The organism is Novosphingobium sp. KA1 (genome assembly GCF_017309955.1).
Taxonomy (GTDB): Bacteria; Pseudomonadota; Alphaproteobacteria; order Sphingomonadales; family Sphingomonadaceae; genus Novosphingobium.
Genome location: NZ_CP021248.1, coordinates 99,839 through 120,376 on the forward strand (window position 1 = coordinate 99,839; position 20,538 = coordinate 120,376).

Here is a 20,538-nt window from a genome sequence, read left to right on the forward strand (position 1 = left end):
ATGTCCAAGATTTACGAAAGCCCCCGGGTCGCACTGGAAGGACTGCTGTTCGACGGCATGACGATCATGTCGGGCGGTTTCGGCCTCTCCGGCAATCCCGAAAGCCTGATCCCCGAGATCCGCGCAGCGGGCGTGAAGGACCTGACCGTCATTTCCAACAATGCCGGCGCGGACGGGTTCGGCCTGTGGATGCTGCTGGAAAGCCGGCAGGTGCGCAAGATGATCTCCTCCTACGTGGGCGAGAACAAGCTGTTCGAGAGCCAGTATCTCTCGGGCGAACTCGAGCTGGAACTGAACCCGCAGGGCACGCTGGCCGAGCGCATTCGCGCGGGCGGCGCGGGCATTCCGGCGTTCTACACCAGGACCGGCGTCGGCACCGTGGTCGCCGAAGGCAAGCCGGTGGAGGTGTTCGAGGGCGAGGAATACGTGCGCGAAACCTGGCTGCGCGCGGACCTGTCGATCATCAAGGCCTGGCGCGCGGACGAGGAGGGCAACCTGATGTTCCGCAAGACCGCGCGCAACTTCAACCCGAACATGGCGACGGCGGGCAAGGTCACCGTTGCCGAAGTGGAAGAGATTGTGCCCGCCGGCACCTTCGATCCCGACGGCATCCACACGCCCGGCATCTATGTCGACCGCGTGGTGCTCTCCACCATCAACGAGAAGCGCATCGAGAAGCGCACCGTCCGCGAGAGGGAAACCGCATAATGGCCCAGGAAACAAAGGGCTGGACCCGCGATGAAATGGCCGCCCGCGCCGCAAGGGAACTGCGCGACGGGTACTATGTGAACCTCGGCATCGGCATCCCCACCTTGGTCGCGAACCACGTGCCGGAAGGCATCAAGGTCACGCTGCAGAGCGAGAACGGCATGCTCGGCATCGGTCCGTTCCCGTATGACGAGGATGTCGATCCCGACCTGATCAACGCCGGCAAGCAGACGATCACCGCGCTGCCCACCAGCAGCTTCTTCTCCAGCGCGGACAGCTTCGCGATGATCCGCGGCGGTCATATCGACATGGCCGTGCTGGGCGCGATGGAAGTTTCGGCCGACGGCGACCTCGCCAACTGGACCATACCCGGCAAGATGGTGAAGGGCATGGGCGGGGCGATGGACCTTGTCGCCGGGGTGAAGAAAGTGATCGTGGTGATGGATCATGTGTCCAGGCACGGCGATCCCAAGATCCTGCCCGCCTGCACCCTGCCGCTGACCGGCAAGCGCGTGGTGGACATGATCGTCAGTGATCTGGCCGTCTTCGCCATCGACCGCAGGGCAGGCGGGCTGACGCTGGTGGAACTGGCCCCCGGTGTGAGCCTTGAGGAAGTCACCGCCAAGACCGGCGCCGCGTTCGTTTCCGCGCTGGAAGAGGCGCTCTGATGTTCACCAGCGTTCCCGGTGCGCGGCTCTACTGGAAGCTGGAGGGGCGCGAGGGCGCCCCTGCGCTGGTGCTGCTCAATTCCATCGGCACCGACATGGACTTGTGGGACCCGGTACTGCCGCTGCTGCGCGCGCGCTTCCGGCTGCTGCGCATCGACACGCGCGGCCACGGGGCATCGAGCGCCGAACCCGGCGACTTCTCGATGCAAGTGCTGGCGCGCGATGTTCTGGCGGCGGCGCACGGTGCCGGGATCGATCGGTTCGCTCTCGCCGGCGTGTCGCTGGGCGGCATGATCGGCATGGAACTGGCGCTGGCCCGTCCTCGGCAGGTGGAAAAGCTGGCGCTGGTCTGCACCTCGGCGACGATGGATGCGGCCGCGTGGAACGAGCGCATCGCCAAAGTACGCGGGGAAGGCATGGCGGCCATTGCCGACCTCGCCATGGGCCGCTTCCTTTCGCAAGCCGCCGAGCCTGCCGTCTACCAGACCGTGCGCCGCCAGCTCCTGACCATGGACCCGCAAGGCTATGCCGGTTGCGCCGCGGCGATCCGCGACATGGAGCTTGAGAACCGCATTTCCGGCATCGCCTGCCCGGTGCTGGTCGTCACCGGCACCCGCGACACCTCCACGCCGCTGGAAGGGCACGGCGAGCATCTCCTCGCCCGCATCCCCGGCGCCGCCCATGCCGCGCTGGAAGCGGCCCATCTCGCCCCGCTCGAAGCCCCCGAGGCGCTGGCCGCCGCGCTTGTTTCCTTCCTCGAAAGCTGATCCCGTGACCCAGGCCTTCATCTGCGACGCCGTCCGCACCCCCATCGGCAAGCTCAATGGCTCGCTGGCCTCCGTCCGCGCCGACGACCTTGCCGCCCTGCCGCTTAAGGCGCTGATGGAGCGCAATAGGCAGGCGGACTGGTCCCGGCTCGACGACGTGATCCTCGGCTGTGCCAATCAGGCGGGCGAGGACAACCGCAATGTCGCGCGCATGGCCGTGCTGCTGGCGGGCATGGGCGAAGGCGTGCCGGGGGTCACCGTCAATCGCCTCTGTTCCTCGGGGCTGAACGCCCTGGGCATGGCGGCACAGGCGATCCGCAGCGGCGACGCCGACTTCCTGATTGCGGGCGGCGCGGAAAGCATGACCCGCGCGCCTTATGTCATGGGCAAGGCGGACAGCGCCTTCGGACGCGGCCAGAAGCTCGAGGACACGACGCTGGGCTGGCGTTTCGTCAACCCGGCGATGAAGGCGGCCTACGGCGTCGATACGATGCCGCAGACCGGCGAGAACGTCGCCGAACAGTGGCGCGTAAGCCGCGAGGAACAGGACCGCTTCGCCTTGGCCAGCCAGGAAAAGGCAGCAGCAGCCCAGGCCAGCGGACGCTTCGCCGCAGAGATCGTTCCGGTCGCGATCCCGCAAAAGAAGGGCGATCCGGTCCTCTTCGCCGCTGACGAGCATTTGCGCGCGACCAGCCTTGAGGCGCTGGCGAAACTGAAGCCGGTCGTGAAAGCGGACGGCACGGTGACGGCGGGCAATGCCTCGGGCCTCAACGACGGCGCGGCGGCCATGCTGGTCGCCAGCGAGGAGGCGGCCAAGCGCCACGGCCTCACGCCCCGCGCCCGCGTGATCGGCATGGCGGCAGCGGGTATCGCCCCGCGGGTGATGGGCGCAGGACCGATCGAGGCGGCGCGCAAGGTGCTGGCCCGCAGTGGGCTCACCGTCGAGCAGCTCGACGTCATCGAACTCAACGAGGCGTTCGCCAGCCAGGCCATCGCCACCTTGCGCGATCTCGGGATCGATCCCGCCGACCCGCGCGTGAACCCCAACGGCGGCGCCATTGCCCTCGGCCATCCGCTCGGCATGTCGGGCGCGCGCATCGCGATGTCGGCGGTCGAGGAACTGCATCGCACCGGCGGCCGCCACGCGCTGGCCTTCATGTGCATCGGCGTCGGGCAGGGGCTTGCCGTGCTGATGGAGCGTGTGTGATGTCTGACGTCGTTATCGTGGGAGCGGGCCACGGCGGGGCGCAATGCGCCATCGCCTTGCGTCAGAACGGCTTCCAAGGGACCGTGACCGTCATCGGCCGCGAGCCGGAATACCCTTACGAGCGGCCGCCGCTCTCCAAGGAATACTTCGCGCGGGAAAAGGCCTTCGACCGGCTCTACATCCGCCCGCCGACGTTCTGGGCGGAGAAGGATATTGCCTTCATGCTCGGCACCGAAGTCACCAAGGTCGATGCCGAGGCGCATGAACTGACGCTCTCGAACGGTGAAATCCATCGCTACGGCACGCTGGTCTGGGCGACCGGCGGCGATCCGCGCCGCCTCTCCTGCCCAGGCGCCGCGCTTGCCGGAGTCCATGCGGTCCGCACCCGCCAGGATTGCGACACCCTGATGGCCGAAGTCGATGCCGGCACGAAAAACGTGGTCGTGATCGGCGGCGGCTATATCGGCCTTGAGGCGGCGGCGGTGCTCTCGAAGCTGGGGCTCGACGTCACCCTGCTGGAAGCGCTGCCGCGCGTGCTGGCCCGCGTGGCGGGCGAGGAACTCTCGGCATTCTATCAGGCGGAACACCGGGGCCGCGGCGTCGATCTGCGTACCGGGGTTGCCGTGGAATGCCTCGAAGGCGACGGTCACAAAGTCACTGGCGTGAAGCTGGCGGACGGTGCAGTGCTACCCGCCGATGCGGTGATTGTGGGGATCGGCATTGTCCCGGCGGTCGCGCCGCTGATCGAGGCCGGTGCGGCAGGGGCCAATGGGGTGGAGGTGGACGAATATTGCCTGACCTCGCTGCCCGACATCTATGCCATCGGCGACTGCGCGGCTTTCGCCTGCGACTTTGCCGGCGGCACGGTGATGCGGGTGGAATCGGTGCAGAACGCCAATGACATGGGCACTTGTGTCGCCAAGGCGATCTGCGGAGACAAAAAGCCCTACAAGGCCTTCCCATGGTTCTGGTCCAACCAGTACGATCTCAAGCTGCAGACCGCGGGCATCAATATCGGCTTCGACCAGACGGTGATCCGCGGCAACGCTGAGGATCGCAGCTTCTCGGTGGTCTACCTCAAGGAAGGCAAAGTCCTCGCGCTCGACTGCGTGAACAGGGTCAAGGACTACGTTCAGGGCCGCAAGCTGGTCGAGGCAGCGGCCAGGCCCGACCCTGCGGCACTGGCGGTCAAGGAGCGGCCGCTCAAGGACCTGCTGCTGTGACCTGTCGCGGATTTGGCCGGGCGGCACCAGCCCACGTCCCCACGCGCCCCCCCCGGAACCTGCCGGTCGCGCGCGGGGGCTTCGATCATCGTCACAGGGTACGGGCAATGACCATGCGCTGGATGTCGGAGGTGCCTTCGTAGATCTGGCAGACGCGAACGTCGCGGTAGATCTTGGCCACGCCGAATTCCTCGAGATAGCCGTAGCCGCCCAGGGTCTGGATAGCGCCGGAAACAACGATTTCAGCGGTTTCGGAAGCGAAGAGCTTGGCCATCGAGGCCTGTGCCAGCGCCGCCGCTCCGGCATCTCGCAGGGCCGCGGCGCAAAGCACAAGCTGGCGGGCGGCTTCCAGCCGTGTCGCAAGATCGGCCAGCCTGAAACCGACGGCCTGATGCTCGATGATCCTGCGTCCCATCGAGACCCGATCCTTTGCATAGGCCACGGCGATTTCAAGCGCGGTTTGCGCCATGCCGATGCACTGCGCGGCGATGCCGATCCGGCCGGTCTCGAGGTTGGCAAGGGCGATGCGGTAGCCTTGACCGACCTCGCCCAGCACCAGGTCATCCTCGACAAAGAGGTTCTCGAAGCGCAGCGCGCAGGTATCCGAGGCCCCCTGGCCGAGCTTGTGCTCGACCTTGTCGACGATGTAGCCTTCCCGGTCGGTGGGGACGAGAAAGGCCGTCATGCCCTTCTTTCCCGCCCCTGGATCGGTTACGGCGATGACCATGGCAAGGCCGGCGATCCTGCCGGAGGTGATGAACTGCTTCGCGCCGTCCAACCTCCAGCCGCCGTCCACTCTGGTCGCCCGGGTGCGGATTGCCGAGGCATCGGAGCCGGCACCGGTTTCCGTGAGCGCGAAGGCACCGATGCAGCGGCCGGCGATCAGGTCGGGCAGGAACCTGGCCTTCTGCGCTTCGGTTCCGTCCTTCAGCAGGCCTGCGACCATGATCGAGTTCTGGATCGATACGATGGTCGAAAGCCCGCCGTCGGCCGCGGCGATCTCGATCAGGGCCAGGGCATAGGAGACATAGTCGCTTTCCGCACCCCCGAACTCTTCCGGTGCAACCATGCCCAGCAGGCCAAGTTCGGCCACGCTCTCGAAGACCCACGGTTCGTAGCCGCCTTGCTGCTCGAAGCGATGGGACAGCGGGCGAATGCGCTCCTGCGCGAACTTGCGGACCATGTCGCGGACCGCGATCTGGGTATCGGAAAGCATGGCTCGGTCTCCGGTGAATGGGAATTTGTCCACGCCGACTAGCGGCCCTTCCATTGCGGCCGGCGCTTCTCCGCAAAGGCGACCGGCCCCTCGATGTAATCTTCCGAGGCCAGCATGGCCTTCATCGCGGGGTAGTCCCACTGTTCGATCATGGCCTGGGCGAGCGGGGTAAACAGACCGCGCGTCACCGCTTCCTTGGTCGCCCGCACCGACATCGGGCTGGCTGCCAGAATGTCCGCGGCCCATCGGCGTGCGGTTTCAACCGCGTCGCCTTCGGTCACCTCGTTGACGAAGCCAAGGGCGTGGCCTTCGGCCGCGGACACGCGGCGTCCGGTCAGCAGCATGCCCATCGCATGCTTTTGGCCGATGACTTGCGGCAGCGTCTGGATGCCGCCCGCCAGTGCCGCGATGCCCACGCGCACTTCCGGCAGCGCGAAGGCGGCATGGGCGGAGGCGACGACGATGTCGCAGGCCAGCGCCAGTTCGAAACCGCCGCCCATCGCCACGCCGTTGACGGCGGCGATGACGGGCTTGTTCAAGCCCTGGCGCGCGGTCAGGCCGCCGAAGCCGGACGGCGGCGTGACCAGTCCGCCGCCTGCGGCTTGCTGCTTGAGATCGTGCCCGGCGCAAAACGCCTTCGAGCCGGCGCCGGTGACAATGGCGACCCACTGATCGTCGTCCGCCGCAAAAGCGTCGAAGGCCGCCTCCATCGCGAATTGCGCCCCTTCGTTCAGGGCATTGCTCGCCTCCGGGCGATCGATGGTAAGGATCGTCAGCGGTCCCTCGCGGACCACCGTTACATATTCGCTCATGCTGCCACCTTGTCTGCTACCATGCCCGCCAGCCGCGCGGCGATGATGTGCTGTGCCTCGCGCACGATCCGGCCTATCAGATCGGCGCATGTGGGAATGTCGTGGATCAGGCCCTGTACCTGTCCGGCCCAGACGAGCCCGGCATCGAGGTCGCCCGTTTCCAGCGCGACCCGGCCTTTCGCGCCCGAAACCAGCGGGCGGATATCCTCGAACACCGCACTTTCGCGCGCGGAAATCTCCACCACCCGATCCGAGACGCTGTTTCTCGCGACGCGGCCGGTATTGTGGAACTTGCGGAAGATCAGGTTGGTGCCGCGCTCGTCGTTGTCGACGATGAACTGCTTCACCCGCTGATGGATCGGCGCTTCCACCGTGGCGCAGAAGCGGGTGCCCATGTTGATGCCTTCCGCCCCCAGCGCCAGCGCGGCGGCAAGGCCGCGTCCGTCGCCGAAGCCGCCGCTGGCGATCATCGGGATCGTCAGCTTGTCGGCCGCCGCCGGGATCAGGATGAGGCCGGGAATATCGTCCTCGCCGGGATGGCCGGCGCATTCGAAACCGTCGATCGAGATCGCGTCCACCCCCATCCGTTCGGCAGAGAGGGCATGGCGCACGGCCGTGCACTTGTGGATCACGGTCACGCCGTGGGCCTTGAAGTCCTCGACATGCTCCTGCGGACGGTGGCCGGCGGTCTCGACGATGGTGACGCCGCTGTCGATGATGGCCCTGCGGTATTCCGCGTAAGGCGGGGGCGAGACCGAGGGCGGGATCGTCAGGTTCACGCCGAAGGGCTTGTCGGTCATCGTCCGGCAGCGGTCGATCTCGCGGCGCAGGTCGTCGGGCGTGGGCTGGGTGAGGGCGGTCAGGATGCCGAGGGCGCCGGCATTGGATACCGCCGCGGCGAGTTCGGCGCGCCCCACCCACATCATGCCGCCTTGCACCACGGGATGCTCGATGCCGACAAGCTCGGTAAAGCGGGTGCGCAGGCCCATCACAGCGCCTCCAGAATGGTGACGTTGGCGATGCCGCCGCCCTCGCACATGGTCTGGAGGCCGTAGCGTTTGCCGCGGGCCTTCAGGGCGTGGATCAGCGTGGCCATGAGCCGGGTCCCGCTCGCCCCCAGCGGATGGCCGAGCGCGATGGCGCCGCCGTTGACATTGAGCCGCGCGGGATCGCCGCCGAGCGCCTGCAGCCAGGCCAGCGGCACCGGCGCGAAGGCCTCGTTCACTTCATAGAGGTCGATGTCCTCGATCCGCATCCCGGCGCGCGTCAGCGCCTTTTGGGTTGCCGGGATCGGTTCCTCCAGCATGATGACCGGATCTCCGGCGGTGACGACCATGTCGACGATCCGCGCGATGGGGGTGAGGCCATGATCCCTGAGCGCCCGCTCCGACACCACCAGCGTGCCCGAGGCGCCGTCGCAGATCTGGCTGGCATTGGCGGCGGAAATCACCCCGCCTTCCTGCAACAGCCTGACCGAACCGATGCTCTCCAGCGTGGCGTCCGGGCGGATGCCCTCGTCGGTGACATGGGGCATGCCGTCCACCTCCAGCGGCACGATCTCGCGTTCGAATGCGCCGGCTTCGGTGGCGGCAGCGGCGCGGCGGTGGCTTTCCAGCGCGAAGCGGTCCAGCGTCTCGCGGTCAAAGCCGTATTTGGCCGCGATCATCTCGGCGCCGCCGAACTGGCTGAAGCTTTCCACCCCGAAGCGTTGCTGGATGCGCGGGCTGAACGGGCCGATGCCGATGCCTTCCTTCGCATGGTAGGCGATGTTGGAGAACATCGGCACCCGCGTCATGCTCTCCGCGCCCGCCGCGATCACCACGTCCTGCATGCCGGACATCACCGCTTGCGCCGCGAACTGCACCGATTGCTGGGAGGAACCGCATTGCCGGTCGATGGTGACGGCGGGCACGCTGACCGGGAGCTTCGAGGCCAGCACCGCATTGCGGGCAAAAGCGAAGCCCTGCTCGCCCGCCTGGGTGACGCAGCCGAGAATGACGTCCTCGACCACCGCCGGGTCGATGCCGGTGCGGTCCACCAGCGCGTTGAGCACTTCGCCCGCCATGTCGGCAGGGTGCCATCCCGCCAGCTTGCCGTTCCGGCGCCCCCCGGCGGTGCGGACGGCTTCGACGATATAGGCTTCGGCCATGTTCAGACTCCTTTGAAATTCGCAGGCCGCTTGTCGAAATAGGCGGCAAGGCCCTCGCGGCATTCCGGGGCGGCGCCCGAACGGGTGATCGCGGCGACTTCCCGCTCCAGTTGCGCCTCCAGGCCCGTCTCGAGGCTCTGGCGCAGCAGCGCCCGCGCTGCGCCAAGCGCGCCGATTGCGGCCTCGGCCAGCCGCGCCGCGAGCGCATCGCCCTCGGCGGCCAGCGCCTCGTCGTCGACGGTGCGGGTGACCATGCCGATGGCTTCAGCCTCGTCTGCCTTGATGCGGCGGTTGGTGAGGATGATCTCCTGCGCCTTGCGCAGCCCGACGAGGCGCGGCAGCCACCAGCTCATGCCGCCGTCCGGCGTCAGGCCAAGCGATCCATAGGCTGCCGTGAAGTGCGCCGATCGGGCGCAGAGCACCACGTCGCCGCCGATCGCGAGGCTGAGGCCGGCTCCCGCCGCCGGGCCGTTGACCAGCACCAACAGCGGCTTGGCCATGCGTGCAAGGCGGGTGAGCGCCATGTGCAGCGTGCCCGCAAGCTCGCTCAGCAGCGCGTCGACATGCTCGCCCGAGGACTTGAACAGGGAAACATCGCCGCCTGCGCAGAACAGCCGTCCGGCGCCCGTCAGGACCACGCAGCGGATCTGCGCATCGGTTTCGCAGCGAATGGCGATCTCGGCCAGTGCGCGGGCCATGGCAAGATCGATGGCGTTGCCCGCCTCGGGCCGGTTGAGCGTGACGCGGGCGATGCCTTCGGTCACATCGAAAAGGACGGGGGCTTCGCTCACTGGCAGGCCTCCATGCTCTCGACCGCCAGGGCGATGATGCGCGGCAGGCTGGCGGCGCGTTCGCGGGCGTGCTCGGAGGCGGCGGTGCCCCTGATCACGCGCCCCTTGATGCCGTGGAAGATCGCCGCCAGCCGGAAGAAGTTGAAGGCGATGCAGAATGCATAGTCCCGCTCCGAAATCGGCGGACGGCCGACATGGTGGCAATAGGCATCGCGGTATTCGGCTTCCGAGGGGATGCCGAGCGCGGCGATGTCCGCGCCGCCCAGGCCCGCGACGATGTCGGGTGGCATGCGGAACATCATCGCGTGATAGGCAAAGTCCGCCAGCGGATGACCCAGGGTCGAGAGCTCCCAGTCCAGCACGGCGAGGATGCGCGGCTCGGTGGGGTGGAAGATCATGTTGTCGCAGCGAAAATCGCCGTGGACGATGCGGGTCTCGTCGCTCGTGGGGATGGCAGTGGGGAGCCATTCGATCAGCCGGTCCATGCCGGGATCGCGGCCCGCCTCGCTGTCTTCGACGTACTGTCTCGACCAGCGTGCGATCTGGCGCTCGAAGTAATTGCCCGGGCGCCCGTAGTCGCCAAGGCCGACCGCTGCCGGCTCGATCCGGTGCAGCGCCGCGATTGTCTGGTTCATGGCACCGAAGTAGGCTGCGCGCTGCTCGCGCGGGACTTCGGGAAAGGTCGCATCCCAGAAGATGCGGCCCTCGACCATCTCCATCACGAAGAACCAGCTGCCGATCACGCTCTCGTCGAGGCACAGGCCGTGGACATGCGCGACCGGGAAGCCCGTCGCCCCGAGCGCCGAAAGCACCCGCGCCTCGCGCTCCACCGCATGCGCGCCTTTCAGCACCCGGCCCGGCGGCTTGCGGCGCAGCACGTAGGAGCGGCCCGGCGTGACCAGCTTGTAGGTCGGGTTGGACTGCCCGCCCTTGAACTGCTCGACCGAGAGCGGCCCGGCGAAACCTTCGACATGGGCCTCCATCCACGCCGCCAGCCGTGCCTCATCGAAACGGTAGCCCTCGCGAACGGCGCCGGTGCCGGCATTGGTGGCGGCATCAGTGCGCATGGGCGGCCTTCCAGTCGCGCTTGATCTTCTTGGCGAGGCTCCACTTGTGGACTTCGGTGGGGCCGTCGTAGATGCGAAACGCGCGGATCTCGCGGAACACCTGCTCGACGATGGTATCGGCGGTGACGCCCGAGCCGCCCATGACCTGCACGCAGCGATCCGCCACCCGCATCAGCGCTTCGGACACCGCGACCTTGGCCATCGAGCTTTCGGCGCCGCCCGTTTCGCCCGCGTCCAGCACGCCCGCGCACCAGTCGATCATCAGTTCGCTCTGCCTGAGGTCGATCAGGTTCTCCGCCAGCATGAAGCCGACACCTTCGTGGTCGATCAGCGTCTTGCCGAAGGCCATGCGGCGATTGGCATAGTCGGTGGCAATCTCGTTGGCGCGGATGCAGGCGCCCAGCCAGCGCATGCAGTGCGACAGGCGGGCCGGGGCAAGCCGTACTTGCGCATAGCGGAAGCCCTCGCCCGACTGGCCCAGCATCTGGTCGGCAGGCACGCGCAAGTCCTCGATCGTGACGACCGCATGGCCGCCGGGCATCGAGGAATCGAGCGTGTTGGGCACATGGTCCACGCGGATCGCCGGATCGGGCAGATCGACGAGGAACATGCAGGCGCCGTCCTCGGACCTGGCCATGACGATGCCCACTTGCGCGCCCTGCGCGCCGGTGATGAAGGCCTTGCGCCCGTTGATGACCCAGTGGTTGCCGTCGAGCCGGCAGGTGGTGCGCATCATCGAGGGATCGGACCCGGCGCCGTTCTCGTCCGCCGGTTCGGTCATGAAGAAGGCCGAGCGCGCGCGCCCTTCCACCAGCGGCTTCAGGAAGCGTTCCTTGATCGCCGGACTGCCGACCTTGCCGAGCAGATACATGTTGCCCTCGTCCGGCGCGGCGGTGTTGAGCGCCAATGGCCCGAGCGGCGAAAGGCCGGAGGCGCGCAGCACCACGGCGGTCTCGCGCTGGGTGAGGTGGCGGCCGTCCTCCAGGATATGCGGTGTCAGCACGCCTGCCGCGCGGGCCTTCTCCTTGAGTTCTGCGACCAGTTCCTCGCTCGGGCAATCGTGATGATCGCGGCGCGGGTCCCGTTCGTAGGGGACGACCACGTCGCGCACGAAGGCTTCGACATTGGCGGCGATCCGGGCGGTCAGGTCAGGACCGGCGCCCTTGCCCTTGCCTTCGCACTCGCCCGTTTCCCGGCCGCTCACTTCGGCGCCATCCGGATGGCACCGTCCAGGCGGATGGTCTCGCCATTGAGCATCGGGTTGGTGACGATGCTTTCCACCAGCTGCGCATATTCGTCGGGCTGGCCGAGGCGGCTGGGGAAGGGCACTTGCCTGCCCAGCGAATCCTGCGCTTCCTGCGGCAGGGTCGCCAGCAGCGGGGTCCAGAAGATACCGGGGGCGATGGTCATCACCCGGATGCCGTAACGGGCGAACTCGCGCGCCACCGGCAGCGTCATGCCGACGATGCCGCTCTTCGATGCGGCATAGGCGGCCTGACCGATTTGCCCGTCATAGGCCGCGACCGAGGCGGTGTTGATGATGACGCCGCGCTCCTCGCCGAGCGGATCGGCGGTGTGCAGCCGCGCCGCGAACTTCGAGAGCACGTTGAAGCTGCCGATCAGGTTGATCGAGACGATCCGGGAGAAGTCGGCCAGCGCGATCGCCTTGCCCTCGCGGTCGATCACTTTGGCGGGCGGGCCGATCCCGGCGCAATTGACCAGGATGCGCGCCTTGCCGTGCAGTCCCTCGGCCTCTTCCAGAGCGGCCTCGACGGCGGCTTCATCGGTTACGTTCACGGCCGCGAAGTGGCCGCCGATCTCCCGCGCGGTGGCTTCGCCCAGCTCGGCGTTGAGATCGAAGATGGTCACTTTCGCGCCCCTGGCGGCGAGGCGGCGGGCCGTGCCGGCGCCGAGTCCCGATGCACCGCCGGTGACGATCGCGGGGACTGCGTTGATATCCATGCAAAGCTCTCCAAAAACTCAATGGTGCGTTTATGCACTCACGAGTGTATTGCGTCTTCCAAAGTTTCCTGTCAACGCTCCCGGCGAATAAAAGAGGATACCCATGCAGCCGGCTTCACCCTTCAGAACCCCCGCCCAGAAAGAAGCGGAGCGCGCCGCCAAGCGGGACGCGGTGCTGCGGGCGGCCGTGCGCATGTTCAACGAACGGGGATTTCACGCGACGTCGCTGGACGACGTTGCGGCCAGTCTCGGCATCTCCAAGCGCACGATCTATCATTACCTGGCGAACAAGGATCAGGTGCTGCTGGAATGCATCACCATCGGCCTGCAGCAATTGCTGGAAGCAGCAGAGCAGGCGCGCAGCGAGCCGGGAGACGGCCGCCACCGGCTGACGCGTTTCCTGTGCCGCTACGCCGAAATCAACATGGACGATTTCGGGCGCTGCGTGATCCGCACCGGTTCGGAAGCGCTCTCTCCCGAAAGCATGCCGCGTTACCGCGAACTCAAGCGCCAGATCGATGGTGCGATGCGCGCCCTGATCGAACAGGCGGTGGCCGATGGTTCGATCGCCCCCGTCGATGTGAAGATGGCGGCCTTCACGCTGGCGGGAGCGCTCAACTGGCCGGCCCGCTGGCACGATCCCGAGGGCGAACTGCCGGCCGAAGCGGTGGCGCAGATGCTGGTGGACATTCTCGCGAAAGGGCTTGATCCGCGCTCTTGATGCCGCGCCCGGGGCACTGACGGGTTTCCGTCAGTCGCGCATGCGGTCCGGTCTGTTCCATCCTGGATGGATCGATACAGGCAGGAGCGTAGAGGCATGCGGTTTGCGAACAAGGTTGTCATCGTCACGGGCGGTGCATCGGGCATCGGCGAGGCCGCCGTGCGCCGGTTTGCCGCTGAAGGCGCATCGGTGGTCGTCGCGGACATCCGGCCCGACGCGCTGGCGCGGGTGGTCGGCGACCTGGGGCGGGACAGGCATCATGGGGTCGAGGTGGACATGCTCGATCCGGCCGCGATCGACCGCATGATCGATGCGACCCTCGACCGCTTCGGGCGGATCGACACGCTGGTCAACAATGCGGGCATGGGCTCGTTCGGCCGGGTGACGGAGATCGATCTGGAACATTGGCGGCAGGTCATGGGCATCGACGTGGATGCGGTGTTCTGGGCCAGCAGGCAGGCGATTCCGCACTTGTCGCGGGTCGGCGGCTCGATCGTCAACGTCGCCTCGGCATCGGGCATGGCGGCGGACTACGGGTTTGCCGCCTATAACGCCGCCAAGGCCGCCGTCCTCAACCTGACCCGGGCGATGGCCATCGATCATGCGCCCGAGATCCGGGTCAATGCCGTCAGCCCCGGCCTGACCGCCACGCCGCTGGCTACCGGTCTCACCGGCAATCCGGTGATCATGGCCGCCTACGAACCGGTGCTCGCCATGAAACGGCCTGCGGACCCTTCCGAGATCGCCGGCGCCATCGCCTTCCTGGCTTCCGACGATGCGTCCTACGTCAACGGCCATAATCTGGTCGTCGATGGGGGCATGACCGCGCACACCGGTCAGCCCAACTTCTCGCGCCTGCTGGGCGGGGCGAGCCATCTCGCCGATGCGCAGAGTGCCGTGCGCCGCTGAAGCGACAGGGCGCCGCGGCGGACGGGTTTCCGTCAATCGACCCCGCCCGCCGTGGAGCGCTATCCCGGCATTGCAAAAAATAGCGAAAAATGGAGGAGGAACATGAAAGCGATCTATCGTACCGCCGTGGCCACGCTTGCGCTGGTCAGCCCGGCCGCGGTCTGGGCGCAGACGGGGCCGGAACCGCAGGGCGCCGGTTCGGGCCCCGCGTCGGGCCCCGCGTTGGGCCCCGCGTTGGGCCATGCCGAAACCGCCATGACCGAACAGGCAGGAATTCAGGACATCGTCGTCACCGCCAATCGCCGCGCGGAAAAGCTGCAGAACGTCGGGGCCTCGATCAGCGCGCTGTCGGGCGAGCAGATGCGGGAACTGGGCGTCACCACCGCGCTGGACGTCGCCAACTTTACGCCGAACATCGAGATCGTGCGGTCCTACGCATCGCCGGGGTTCAACACCCAGATCACCATTCGCGGCGTCGGCCAGCCCGATTTCCAGGATACCACCGAGGCGACCGCTACCGCCTATGTCGACGAATTCTACATGATCGGCGCGGGGCAGGCCGACTTCCTGAGCTTCGACATCGCCCGTACCGAAGTCGCGCGCGGGCCGCAGGGCACCGTGCAGGGCCGCAATGCGACCGCGGGCAGCATCAACTACTACACCAACCGTCCCGATTTCGATGGCACCGGCGGCCGGATGTCGGTGACGCTGGCCGAGCGCGGCACGATCCGTACCGAGGGTTTTCTCAATGTCCCGGTCAGTGACACGCTGGCGCTGCGCGGAGCCTTCTCGACCGACACCAGCGACGGCTACTTGCGTAACATCAATCCCGACAGCAACTGGCGAAAGGGCGCGGCGGGCAAGTTCTACGCAGGCCGTCTGCAGGCGCTGTTCCAGCCGACCGACACCCTTTCGCTGCTGCTGAAGGCGGAACTGGGCAAGATGGGGCCGGTCGCCGGTGGCAACGAAAAAGCCTATCCGGTCGGCCAGATCGCCGGGCTGCCGGGGACTTACGCCATCCCCGCCGACGCTTTCGGCCAGAGCCAGGAGAGCATCGGCGCAGGCGCGCGCGACGTCACCAATGCCAATGGCGGCAACGAACTCCAGAGCAAGATGCAGCACTATCTCGCGACCCTGAACTACGATGCGGGCGGCGGCGTCAACGTCACCGTGCTGGGCGGCTGGCTGGAATCGAAGAAGTACAGCATCGAGGACTGCGACCATACGCCGCTGCCGCTGTGCAACTTCTCGAACAAGGCCCGTTCGCGGCACTGGACAAGCGAAGGCCGGGTGAACTGGGATGGCGACGGCCTGCGCCTGACCGCGGGCGCCAACTACCTGCACCAGTCGATCCTCACGACTTCGGCATCGCCCCTGTTCTTCGGTCCCGAGGTCACGCCGTTTGGCGACACGCTTTATGGGCAAGCCTTCCGCGATGCGCAGAAACTGGACAGCTATGCGTTCTTCGGACAGGCGGAATACGATCTCACGCACCAGCTGACGGTCATCGCCGGGGTCCGCTACACGCATGACAACAAGCGGCTCAACAGCGTCAACGCGGCCACCACGACCCTGCCCCTCGATACGCCGCTGCCGATGTCGATCGAGGCCTACGAAGCCCTGCGTGAACAGATATTCGCATCGCCCGACGCGGTCTTCACCCGGCTCACCATTGCCGATAACGGGGATCTCGCCCGGTTCCGCAAGGGCCTTGTCAATGCAAACCTGCAGCTGAACTACAAGCCCAGCAATGATCTACTGATCTATCTCAGCTACAAGCGTGGACAGAAGAGCGGCGGCTTCATCACCGGCAACGTTACCGGCACCGCGCCGGAACTGCGCCCCTTCAAGGAAGAGACCAACAACGCCTTCGAACTCGGCGTGAAATCCGATCTGCTCGGCAGGACGTTGCGGGTGAACGGCGCCGTCTTCTACTATGACTACCAGAACATGCAGAACACCAGCCTGATCGGTATCACCAACGTCATCACCAACAACGATGCCAGGATCTGGGGCGGCGAACTGGAAGTGACGGCAACACCGGTGCTCGGCCTCTCGCTTTCGATGTCGGGCGGCTACGTGCACACCAAGGTGAACGACATCTACAACCCGACCGGCGCCGTCGCGATCCTGTCGGACAATCGCCTGCCGCTGGCGCCCAGTTTCACCGGCAATGCGCGCGTGCGTTACGAATGGGACCAGTTCGACGGCAAGCTCTATGTGCAAGGCGCCGCGCGGGGACGGACCTGGATGTACCGGGACTCTCTCAATAATCAATCGACCAGGATACCCAGCCTGTTCGTGGCCGATGCGCAGGCAGGCTATACCGCCGACAACTGGTCGCTCAGCTTCTACGTCAACAACCTGTTCAACACCCGCAAGGCGATCAACCTGTTCGACATCTCGTCCGTCGCGAACAGCGGCGAAGTGGTCTATCAGATGCCGCGCTGGTTCGGCGGAACGTTCTCGGTCAATTTCTAGGTCGTTTTCCAATCAGGTGGTATCACCTGATTGGAAAACGCGTAAAACCAAAATCGTAGAGCAGTTGATCCGACGCAGTCTGATCAACTGCTCAAGAGAAACGCGTTGCGGCGGCTCGCGTGGAGCCGCCTCAACGCGTCATGTACGCCACGAGTGACGAGCGGTTGTGGATCGACAGCTTGGCATAGATGCGCCGCAGATGGTTCTCCACCGTATGCTCCGACAAGCCCGTGCTATAGGCGATTTCCTTGTTGAGCTTACCCTGGCACACGAGCTGCGCGATCTGGGTTTCGCGCGGCGAAAGCGGTGTCGACGAAGCCGCCTCGGTCCTTTTGAAGTAACTCGTGCGGAACGTGCTGAGGCCGTTGGCCTTGTCGAGCAATTCGCGCAGCATGTGCCCCGCCACCATGTCCTGGAGGCGCGGTGCGAGCTGGTTCAGCAGCGGCATCGACACCGGATCCAGCCGCTTGACCGCCCGCTTGCGGTGAAAGCCGATCGTCGAATAGATCCCGGGCATCAACCGGCGCGTCGAGGCACCGATGACGTCGATGCCGTAGTGGTACATGAACTGCCAGTATTGGCTGGAGGGCTTGGCGATACAGCCGACCCGCTGATCCGATCCCACCAGAACCCCGTCGTCATCGACCCGGTCCGGTTGCTCCTGCAAGCGCGGATCGGTGAAGGGATCGTGCTCGAACACCGCCTTGCTGTGATAGATTTCCTTCACTTCCTCCGAGATGCCGGTGTGAAAGAGGTAGGACAGCTGCGGCTGGTTCGACACCCGGTCGCAGAGGAAGATCGACGCACTGTCGAGATCGCACGATTCCACGATATGCCGCGTGAAATCGCAGATACCGCCTGAAAGCCTGACACTCATCTCCATGTCACTCTCCCGTCCGGCCCGTTTTCCGGGCTCGGAAATTATCGACCACCCTATAGCCGCGCGCGCGGCATGGATAGCCTTTCCCGTCTAGGGCAAGAGGCGGCACGTCCCAATAACGGGTTTCCGTCAATCCCCACTCGCGCCGTCGCTCGCTAACCTGCCCTTCAACACGATAACCGGTGAAGGGATGCTGGAATGGCCGAAGGGCAGAAGATCATGACGGACGGCGGGGCGCTGGTCGCGCGCACGCTGCGGGAAGCCGGTGTCACCACGATATTTGCCCTGCATGGCGGTCATCTCGATGCCGCGTTCAAGGGTTTCCTCGACGAGGGGATCGATCTGGTCGATTCCCGTCACGAAGCCTGCTCCGGCCACGCCGCTGAAGGCTGGGCACGGGTTACCGGCGACCTGGGCGTGTGCATGATCACGGCCGGTCCCGGTTTTACCAACGCGCTGACCTGCATGGCCAATGCCCGGCTGGACGGCACGCCGGTCCTGTTCATGGCGGGCGCCCCGCCGCTGCGCGAGGAAGCGCTCAACGTCCTGCAGGGCGGTGTCGATCAGGTGGCGATGGCGACCCCGGTCGTGAAGCACGCGATCCGCATAACCGATCCCGACCGGATTCCCGACCTGCTCGCCAATGCCATCACGATTGCCGTGAGCGGCCGTCCGGGGCCGGTCTTTGTGGAACTGCCGATCGACGTCATGGCGCGTCCGGCCCGGCGCCCCGACCCTTTGCCGCGCCCGGTCCAGCCGATCCCGACGGCCCCGCTTGCCGACCATGTTGATGAAATGGTGGACCTGCTGAAAGCGGCCCGGCGCCCCGTCGCGATCTTCGGCAGCCTGGCCCGCTATCAGTCCTCCCCCGCGCAAGTGCGCGACTTTCTTGACAGACTGGGCATTCCCGCGGTCTTCAGCAGCCGTTCGCTCGGCCTGCTCGATCCCGGTCACCCCGGCTATGCCCATGACCCGAGCGCGATTGCCGTTGCCATCGCGCAGGAGGAAGCGCCGGACTTGATCCTGATGCTGGGCTCGCGCTTCGGCCTGTTCCTGGGCGGGCGGACCCGCACCTTCTTCCCCGAAGACGCAAGGATCGTGCAGGTTCACGCCGATGCCGCCGAGTTCGGCCGGATCCATCAGCCCGCGCTTGCCACCACGGCGAGCGTCGGCGCGACCATGGACGCGCTGGCGCGGGCCTGGGACGAGGCACCGGAACGCTTCGGCGCCTGGCGGGACACGATGCGCAAGGCGGCCTCGATCGTCGGTTCGGAGTTCTCGCCCGAGACCCGTTCCGGCAAGATCAACCCCTATTTCGCCGCCAAGGCCGCGGTTTCGGGCGCGCCGGAAGGCACCACGTTTGTCCTCGAAGGCGGCGAGGCGGGGCTTTGGGCGGGATACCATGCCCGCGTGGCCCATCCCGGCGGGGTCCTGACGTTCGGCCAGCTTGGGGCGCTCGGCGTCGGGTTCGGGCTTGCGGTCGGCGCGGCCTATGCGCGCCCGGGCAAGCCCGTGGTGCAGATTTCCGGAGACGGCGCCCTCGGCTTCCACTTGCAGGAATTCGAGACGATGGTGCGGCAGAAGCTGCCGATCATCACCGTCGTGCTCAACAACAGCTGCTGGGGGCAATCGCTGCACGGCCAGCAGATCCTCTACGGCGAGAACTACAGCTGCATTTCCGTGCTGGGCGACATCAAGTACCACGAGATCGCCAGGGGCTTCGGCTGCTACGCCGAGCGTGTCGACAGTCTGGACGAGATCGGCCCGGCCATCGCCCGTGCCTTCGCCTCGGGCCTGCCGGGCTGCATCGACGTGACGGTCGATGCTGACGTGGTGCTTCCCATGACCGCCGCGATGCTCGGCGAACCGGCGGACAACGAGGTCATGGTCCCCTATTACGAGAACATCCAGCTGTGAAGGCGGCGGTCCTTCACAAGGGCAGGATGCGTGTGGAAGAGGTGCCGGAACCCGTCCCCGCTGCGGGACAGGTTCTGGTCGCGCCGCTCGCCTGCGGGGTCTGCGGCAGCGACCTTCACGCGCGCGATCACGGCGACCACCTCTGCAACCTGCTCCACCGTGCCGGGTTCCGGGGCTTCATGGACCCGGACCGACCCGTGGTGATGGGGCACGAGTTCTGCGCCGCCCTGCTGGAGCCGGCAGCCGGGCTTGCGGCCGGCCAGCGGGTGGTGGCGCAGCCCTTTCTCGTCGATGCCGAGGGGCTGGTGCTGATCGGCTATTCGAACCGCTACAACGGTGCATTTGCGGAACGGATGCTGCTGCAAGGCGATGCGCTGCATGCGGTGCCGGACCATGTGCCCACCGACGTCGCCGCCATGACCGAGCCGCTTGCCGTCGCGGTCCATGCGGTCAACCAGTCGGGCGCGGACACGGACTGTGCCTTTGCGGTCTATGGCTGCGGGCCGGTGGGGCTCTTCATCATCGCCCGGCTCAAGGCGCTGGGGCTGGGGCCGGTGCTGGCCATCGATCCCGTCCCGGCGCGCCGGGCCATGGCGGAAAGGATGGGGGCGGACGCCGTGATCGCCCCCGACGGCGCGGCCAGCACGGCGTGGTGGCGCGGGCATGACCTTCACATCGGCCTGTCCGACACGATGGCGGCGGTGCATGGCACGCATAGACGCGCGGTGCTGTTCGAATGCGTGGGCAAGCCCGGCATGCTTGCGGCCATCGCCGAAGCCGCGCCGGTCGCAGCAACGATCGTCGTGGCCGGGGTCTGCATGGAAACCGATGGAATCGAACCGGCCTTGCTGATCCAGAAGTCGCTCCAGCTGCGGTTCGTCTTTGCCTATTGCGCGCAGGAATTCGCCGAGGCTTTCGCGATGATCTGCGCCCGCCCCGAAGCGCTGGCGCCGATGCTGACCGGCGAGACGACGCTGACACACGTCGACCGGGCCTTCGCCGCGCTGACAACGGGCGGGGAACAGATCAAGATGATGGTAAAGGCATAACAGGAGAGAGC

At 66.5% G+C, this 20,538-nt stretch carries 19 protein-coding genes; 10 read left to right on the forward strand and 9 right to left on the reverse strand.

The genetic code is table 11. The features are described 5' to 3' along the window. The 5 genes from CA833_RS18205 to CA833_RS18225 are packed head-to-tail and all read left to right on the forward strand — an operon-like array spanning position 1 to position 4,573. Complete coding sequence (locus CA833_RS18205) at positions 1-708, forward strand: CoA transferase subunit A (protein ID WP_207080707.1); 708 nt, start codon at positions 1-3, stop codon at positions 706-708. After that, positions 708-1,376 carry a 3-oxoacid CoA-transferase subunit B gene (locus CA833_RS18210; protein ID WP_207080708.1) on the forward strand — a complete coding sequence of 223 codons (669 nt, stop codon included), beginning with the start codon at positions 708-710 and terminating at the stop codon, positions 1,374-1,376. Before CA833_RS18205 ends, CA833_RS18210 begins: the two co-directional genes overlap by 1 nt. After that, complete coding sequence (gene pcaD / locus CA833_RS18215; protein ID WP_207080709.1) at positions 1,376-2,143, forward strand: 3-oxoadipate enol-lactonase; 768 nt, start codon at positions 1,376-1,378, stop codon at positions 2,141-2,143. The genes CA833_RS18210 and pcaD overlap by 1 nt, the downstream gene beginning before the upstream one ends. Before the next feature lie 4 nt (positions 2,144-2,147). After that, positions 2,148-3,350 (forward strand): 3-oxoadipyl-CoA thiolase, encoded by a 1,203-nt coding sequence (gene pcaF / locus CA833_RS18220; protein WP_207080710.1) that lies wholly within the window; start codon positions 2,148-2,150, stop codon positions 3,348-3,350. Continuing rightward, the gene (locus tag CA833_RS18225) at positions 3,350-4,573 is read left to right on the forward strand and encodes an NAD(P)/FAD-dependent oxidoreductase (protein WP_207080711.1); all 1,224 of its coding nucleotides are present in this window, start codon (positions 3,350-3,352) and stop codon (positions 4,571-4,573) included. The genes pcaF and CA833_RS18225 overlap by 1 nt, the downstream gene beginning before the upstream one ends. Before the next feature lie 91 nt (positions 4,574-4,664). Here CA833_RS18225 and CA833_RS18230 read toward each other — a convergent pair whose 3' ends face one another. The 8 genes from CA833_RS18230 to CA833_RS18265 are packed head-to-tail and all read right to left on the reverse strand — an operon-like array spanning position 4,665 to position 12,570. After that, positions 4,665-5,789 (reverse strand): acyl-CoA dehydrogenase family protein, encoded by a 1,125-nt coding sequence (locus CA833_RS18230; protein ID WP_207080712.1) that lies wholly within the window; start codon positions 5,787-5,789, stop codon positions 4,665-4,667. A gap of 38 nt (positions 5,790-5,827) precedes the next feature. Then, on the reverse strand, positions 5,828-6,601 hold the full coding sequence (locus tag CA833_RS18235) for an enoyl-CoA hydratase-related protein (protein ID WP_207080713.1): 774 nt from the start codon (positions 6,599-6,601) through the stop codon (positions 5,828-5,830). Further along, positions 6,598-7,590 carry a nitronate monooxygenase family protein gene (locus CA833_RS18240; protein ID WP_207080714.1) on the reverse strand — a complete coding sequence of 331 codons (993 nt, stop codon included), beginning with the start codon at positions 7,588-7,590 and terminating at the stop codon, positions 6,598-6,600. The genes CA833_RS18235 and CA833_RS18240 overlap by 4 nt, the downstream gene beginning before the upstream one ends. Further along, entirely contained in the window at positions 7,590-8,750 is a 1,161-nt protein-coding gene (locus CA833_RS18245; protein WP_207080715.1) for an acetyl-CoA C-acetyltransferase, read from the reverse strand. The genes CA833_RS18240 and CA833_RS18245 overlap by 1 nt, the downstream gene beginning before the upstream one ends. Positions 8,751-8,752: 2 nt before the next feature. Further along, positions 8,753-9,541, reverse strand: coding sequence for an enoyl-CoA hydratase/isomerase family protein (locus CA833_RS18250; protein ID WP_207080716.1), 789 nt, complete (start codon positions 9,539-9,541; stop codon positions 8,753-8,755). Further along, complete coding sequence (locus CA833_RS18255; RefSeq protein ID WP_207080717.1) at positions 9,538-10,608, reverse strand: phosphotransferase family protein; 1,071 nt, start codon at positions 10,606-10,608, stop codon at positions 9,538-9,540. The genes CA833_RS18250 and CA833_RS18255 overlap by 4 nt, the downstream gene beginning before the upstream one ends. Then, entirely contained in the window at positions 10,598-11,755 is a 1,158-nt protein-coding gene (locus CA833_RS18260; protein ID WP_370584615.1) for an acyl-CoA dehydrogenase family protein, read from the reverse strand. Before CA833_RS18260 ends, CA833_RS18255 begins: the two co-directional genes overlap by 11 nt. Positions 11,756-11,808: 53 nt before the next feature. Then, positions 11,809-12,570, reverse strand: a complete 762-nt coding sequence (locus tag CA833_RS18265) for an SDR family NAD(P)-dependent oxidoreductase (RefSeq protein WP_207080718.1) — start codon at positions 12,568-12,570, stop codon at positions 11,809-11,811. Between the two features lie 103 nt (positions 12,571-12,673). Between CA833_RS18265 and CA833_RS18270 the strand changes: the two genes are divergently transcribed. The 3 genes from CA833_RS18270 (at position 12,674) to CA833_RS18280 (ending at position 16,681) form a co-directional block, all read left to right on the forward strand. After that, the gene (locus CA833_RS18270) at positions 12,674-13,291 is read left to right on the forward strand and encodes a TetR/AcrR family transcriptional regulator (RefSeq protein ID WP_207080719.1); all 618 of its coding nucleotides are present in this window, start codon (positions 12,674-12,676) and stop codon (positions 13,289-13,291) included. 96 nt (positions 13,292-13,387) lie between these two features. Then, a complete protein-coding gene (locus CA833_RS18275) occupies positions 13,388-14,200 on the forward strand; it encodes an SDR family NAD(P)-dependent oxidoreductase (protein WP_207080720.1) in 813 nt (270 codons plus the stop codon). A 102-nt stretch (positions 14,201-14,302) separates the two neighbouring features. Next, on the forward strand, positions 14,303-16,681 hold the full coding sequence (locus CA833_RS18280) for a TonB-dependent receptor (protein ID WP_207080721.1): 2,379 nt from the start codon (positions 14,303-14,305) through the stop codon (positions 16,679-16,681). 130 nt (positions 16,682-16,811) lie between these two features. Here CA833_RS18280 and CA833_RS18285 read toward each other — a convergent pair whose 3' ends face one another. Continuing rightward, complete coding sequence (locus CA833_RS18285; protein ID WP_207080722.1) at positions 16,812-17,564, reverse strand: LuxR C-terminal-related transcriptional regulator; 753 nt, start codon at positions 17,562-17,564, stop codon at positions 16,812-16,814. A 195-nt stretch (positions 17,565-17,759) separates the two neighbouring features. Between CA833_RS18285 and CA833_RS18290 the strand changes: the two genes are divergently transcribed. Continuing rightward, positions 17,760-19,478: a thiamine pyrophosphate-binding protein gene (locus CA833_RS18290; protein ID WP_207080723.1), complete on the forward strand. Its 1,719-nt coding sequence runs from the start codon at positions 17,760-17,762 to the stop codon at positions 19,476-19,478. Between the two features lie 26 nt (positions 19,479-19,504). Beyond that, complete coding sequence (locus tag CA833_RS18295) at positions 19,505-20,527, forward strand: zinc-binding dehydrogenase (protein WP_207080724.1); 1,023 nt, start codon at positions 19,505-19,507, stop codon at positions 20,525-20,527. Positions 20,528-20,538: the final 11 nt, after the last annotated feature.

Coding starts and splice junctions, on each gene's coding strand:
- CA833_RS18225 (WP_207080711.1), top strand. CDS start 3,350: ATGTCTGACGTCGTTATCGTGGGAGCGGGCCACGGCGGGGCGCAATGC.
- pcaD (WP_207080709.1), top strand. CDS start 1,376: ATGTTCACCAGCGTTCCCGGTGCGCGGCTCTACTGGAAGCTGGAGGGG.
- CA833_RS18255 (WP_207080717.1), bottom strand. CDS start 10,608: ATGCGCACTGATGCCGCCACCAATGCCGGCACCGGCGCCGTTCGCGAG.
- CA833_RS18205 (WP_207080707.1), top strand. CDS start 1: ATGTCCAAGATTTACGAAAGCCCCCGGGTCGCACTGGAAGGACTGCTG.
- CA833_RS18245 (WP_207080715.1), bottom strand. CDS start 8,750: ATGGCCGAAGCCTATATCGTCGAAGCCGTCCGCACCGCCGGGGGGCGC.
- CA833_RS18265 (WP_207080718.1), bottom strand. CDS start 12,570: ATGGATATCAACGCAGTCCCCGCGATCGTCACCGGCGGTGCATCGGGA.
- CA833_RS18290 (WP_207080723.1), top strand. CDS start 17,760: ATGGCCGAAGGGCAGAAGATCATGACGGACGGCGGGGCGCTGGTCGCG.
- CA833_RS18280 (WP_207080721.1), top strand. CDS start 14,303: ATGAAAGCGATCTATCGTACCGCCGTGGCCACGCTTGCGCTGGTCAGC.
- CA833_RS18285 (WP_207080722.1), bottom strand. CDS start 17,564: ATGGAGATGAGTGTCAGGCTTTCAGGCGGTATCTGCGATTTCACGCGG.
- CA833_RS18295 (WP_207080724.1), top strand. CDS start 19,505: ATGCGTGTGGAAGAGGTGCCGGAACCCGTCCCCGCTGCGGGACAGGTT.
- CA833_RS18230 (WP_207080712.1), bottom strand. CDS start 5,789: ATGCTTTCCGATACCCAGATCGCGGTCCGCGACATGGTCCGCAAGTTC.
- CA833_RS18235 (WP_207080713.1), bottom strand. CDS start 6,601: ATGAGCGAATATGTAACGGTGGTCCGCGAGGGACCGCTGACGATCCTT.
- CA833_RS18240 (WP_207080714.1), bottom strand. CDS start 7,590: ATGGGCCTGCGCACCCGCTTTACCGAGCTTGTCGGCATCGAGCATCCC.
- CA833_RS18210 (WP_207080708.1), top strand. CDS start 708: ATGGCCCAGGAAACAAAGGGCTGGACCCGCGATGAAATGGCCGCCCGC.
- CA833_RS18270 (WP_207080719.1), top strand. CDS start 12,674: ATGCAGCCGGCTTCACCCTTCAGAACCCCCGCCCAGAAAGAAGCGGAG.
- CA833_RS18275 (WP_207080720.1), top strand. CDS start 13,388: ATGCGGTTTGCGAACAAGGTTGTCATCGTCACGGGCGGTGCATCGGGC.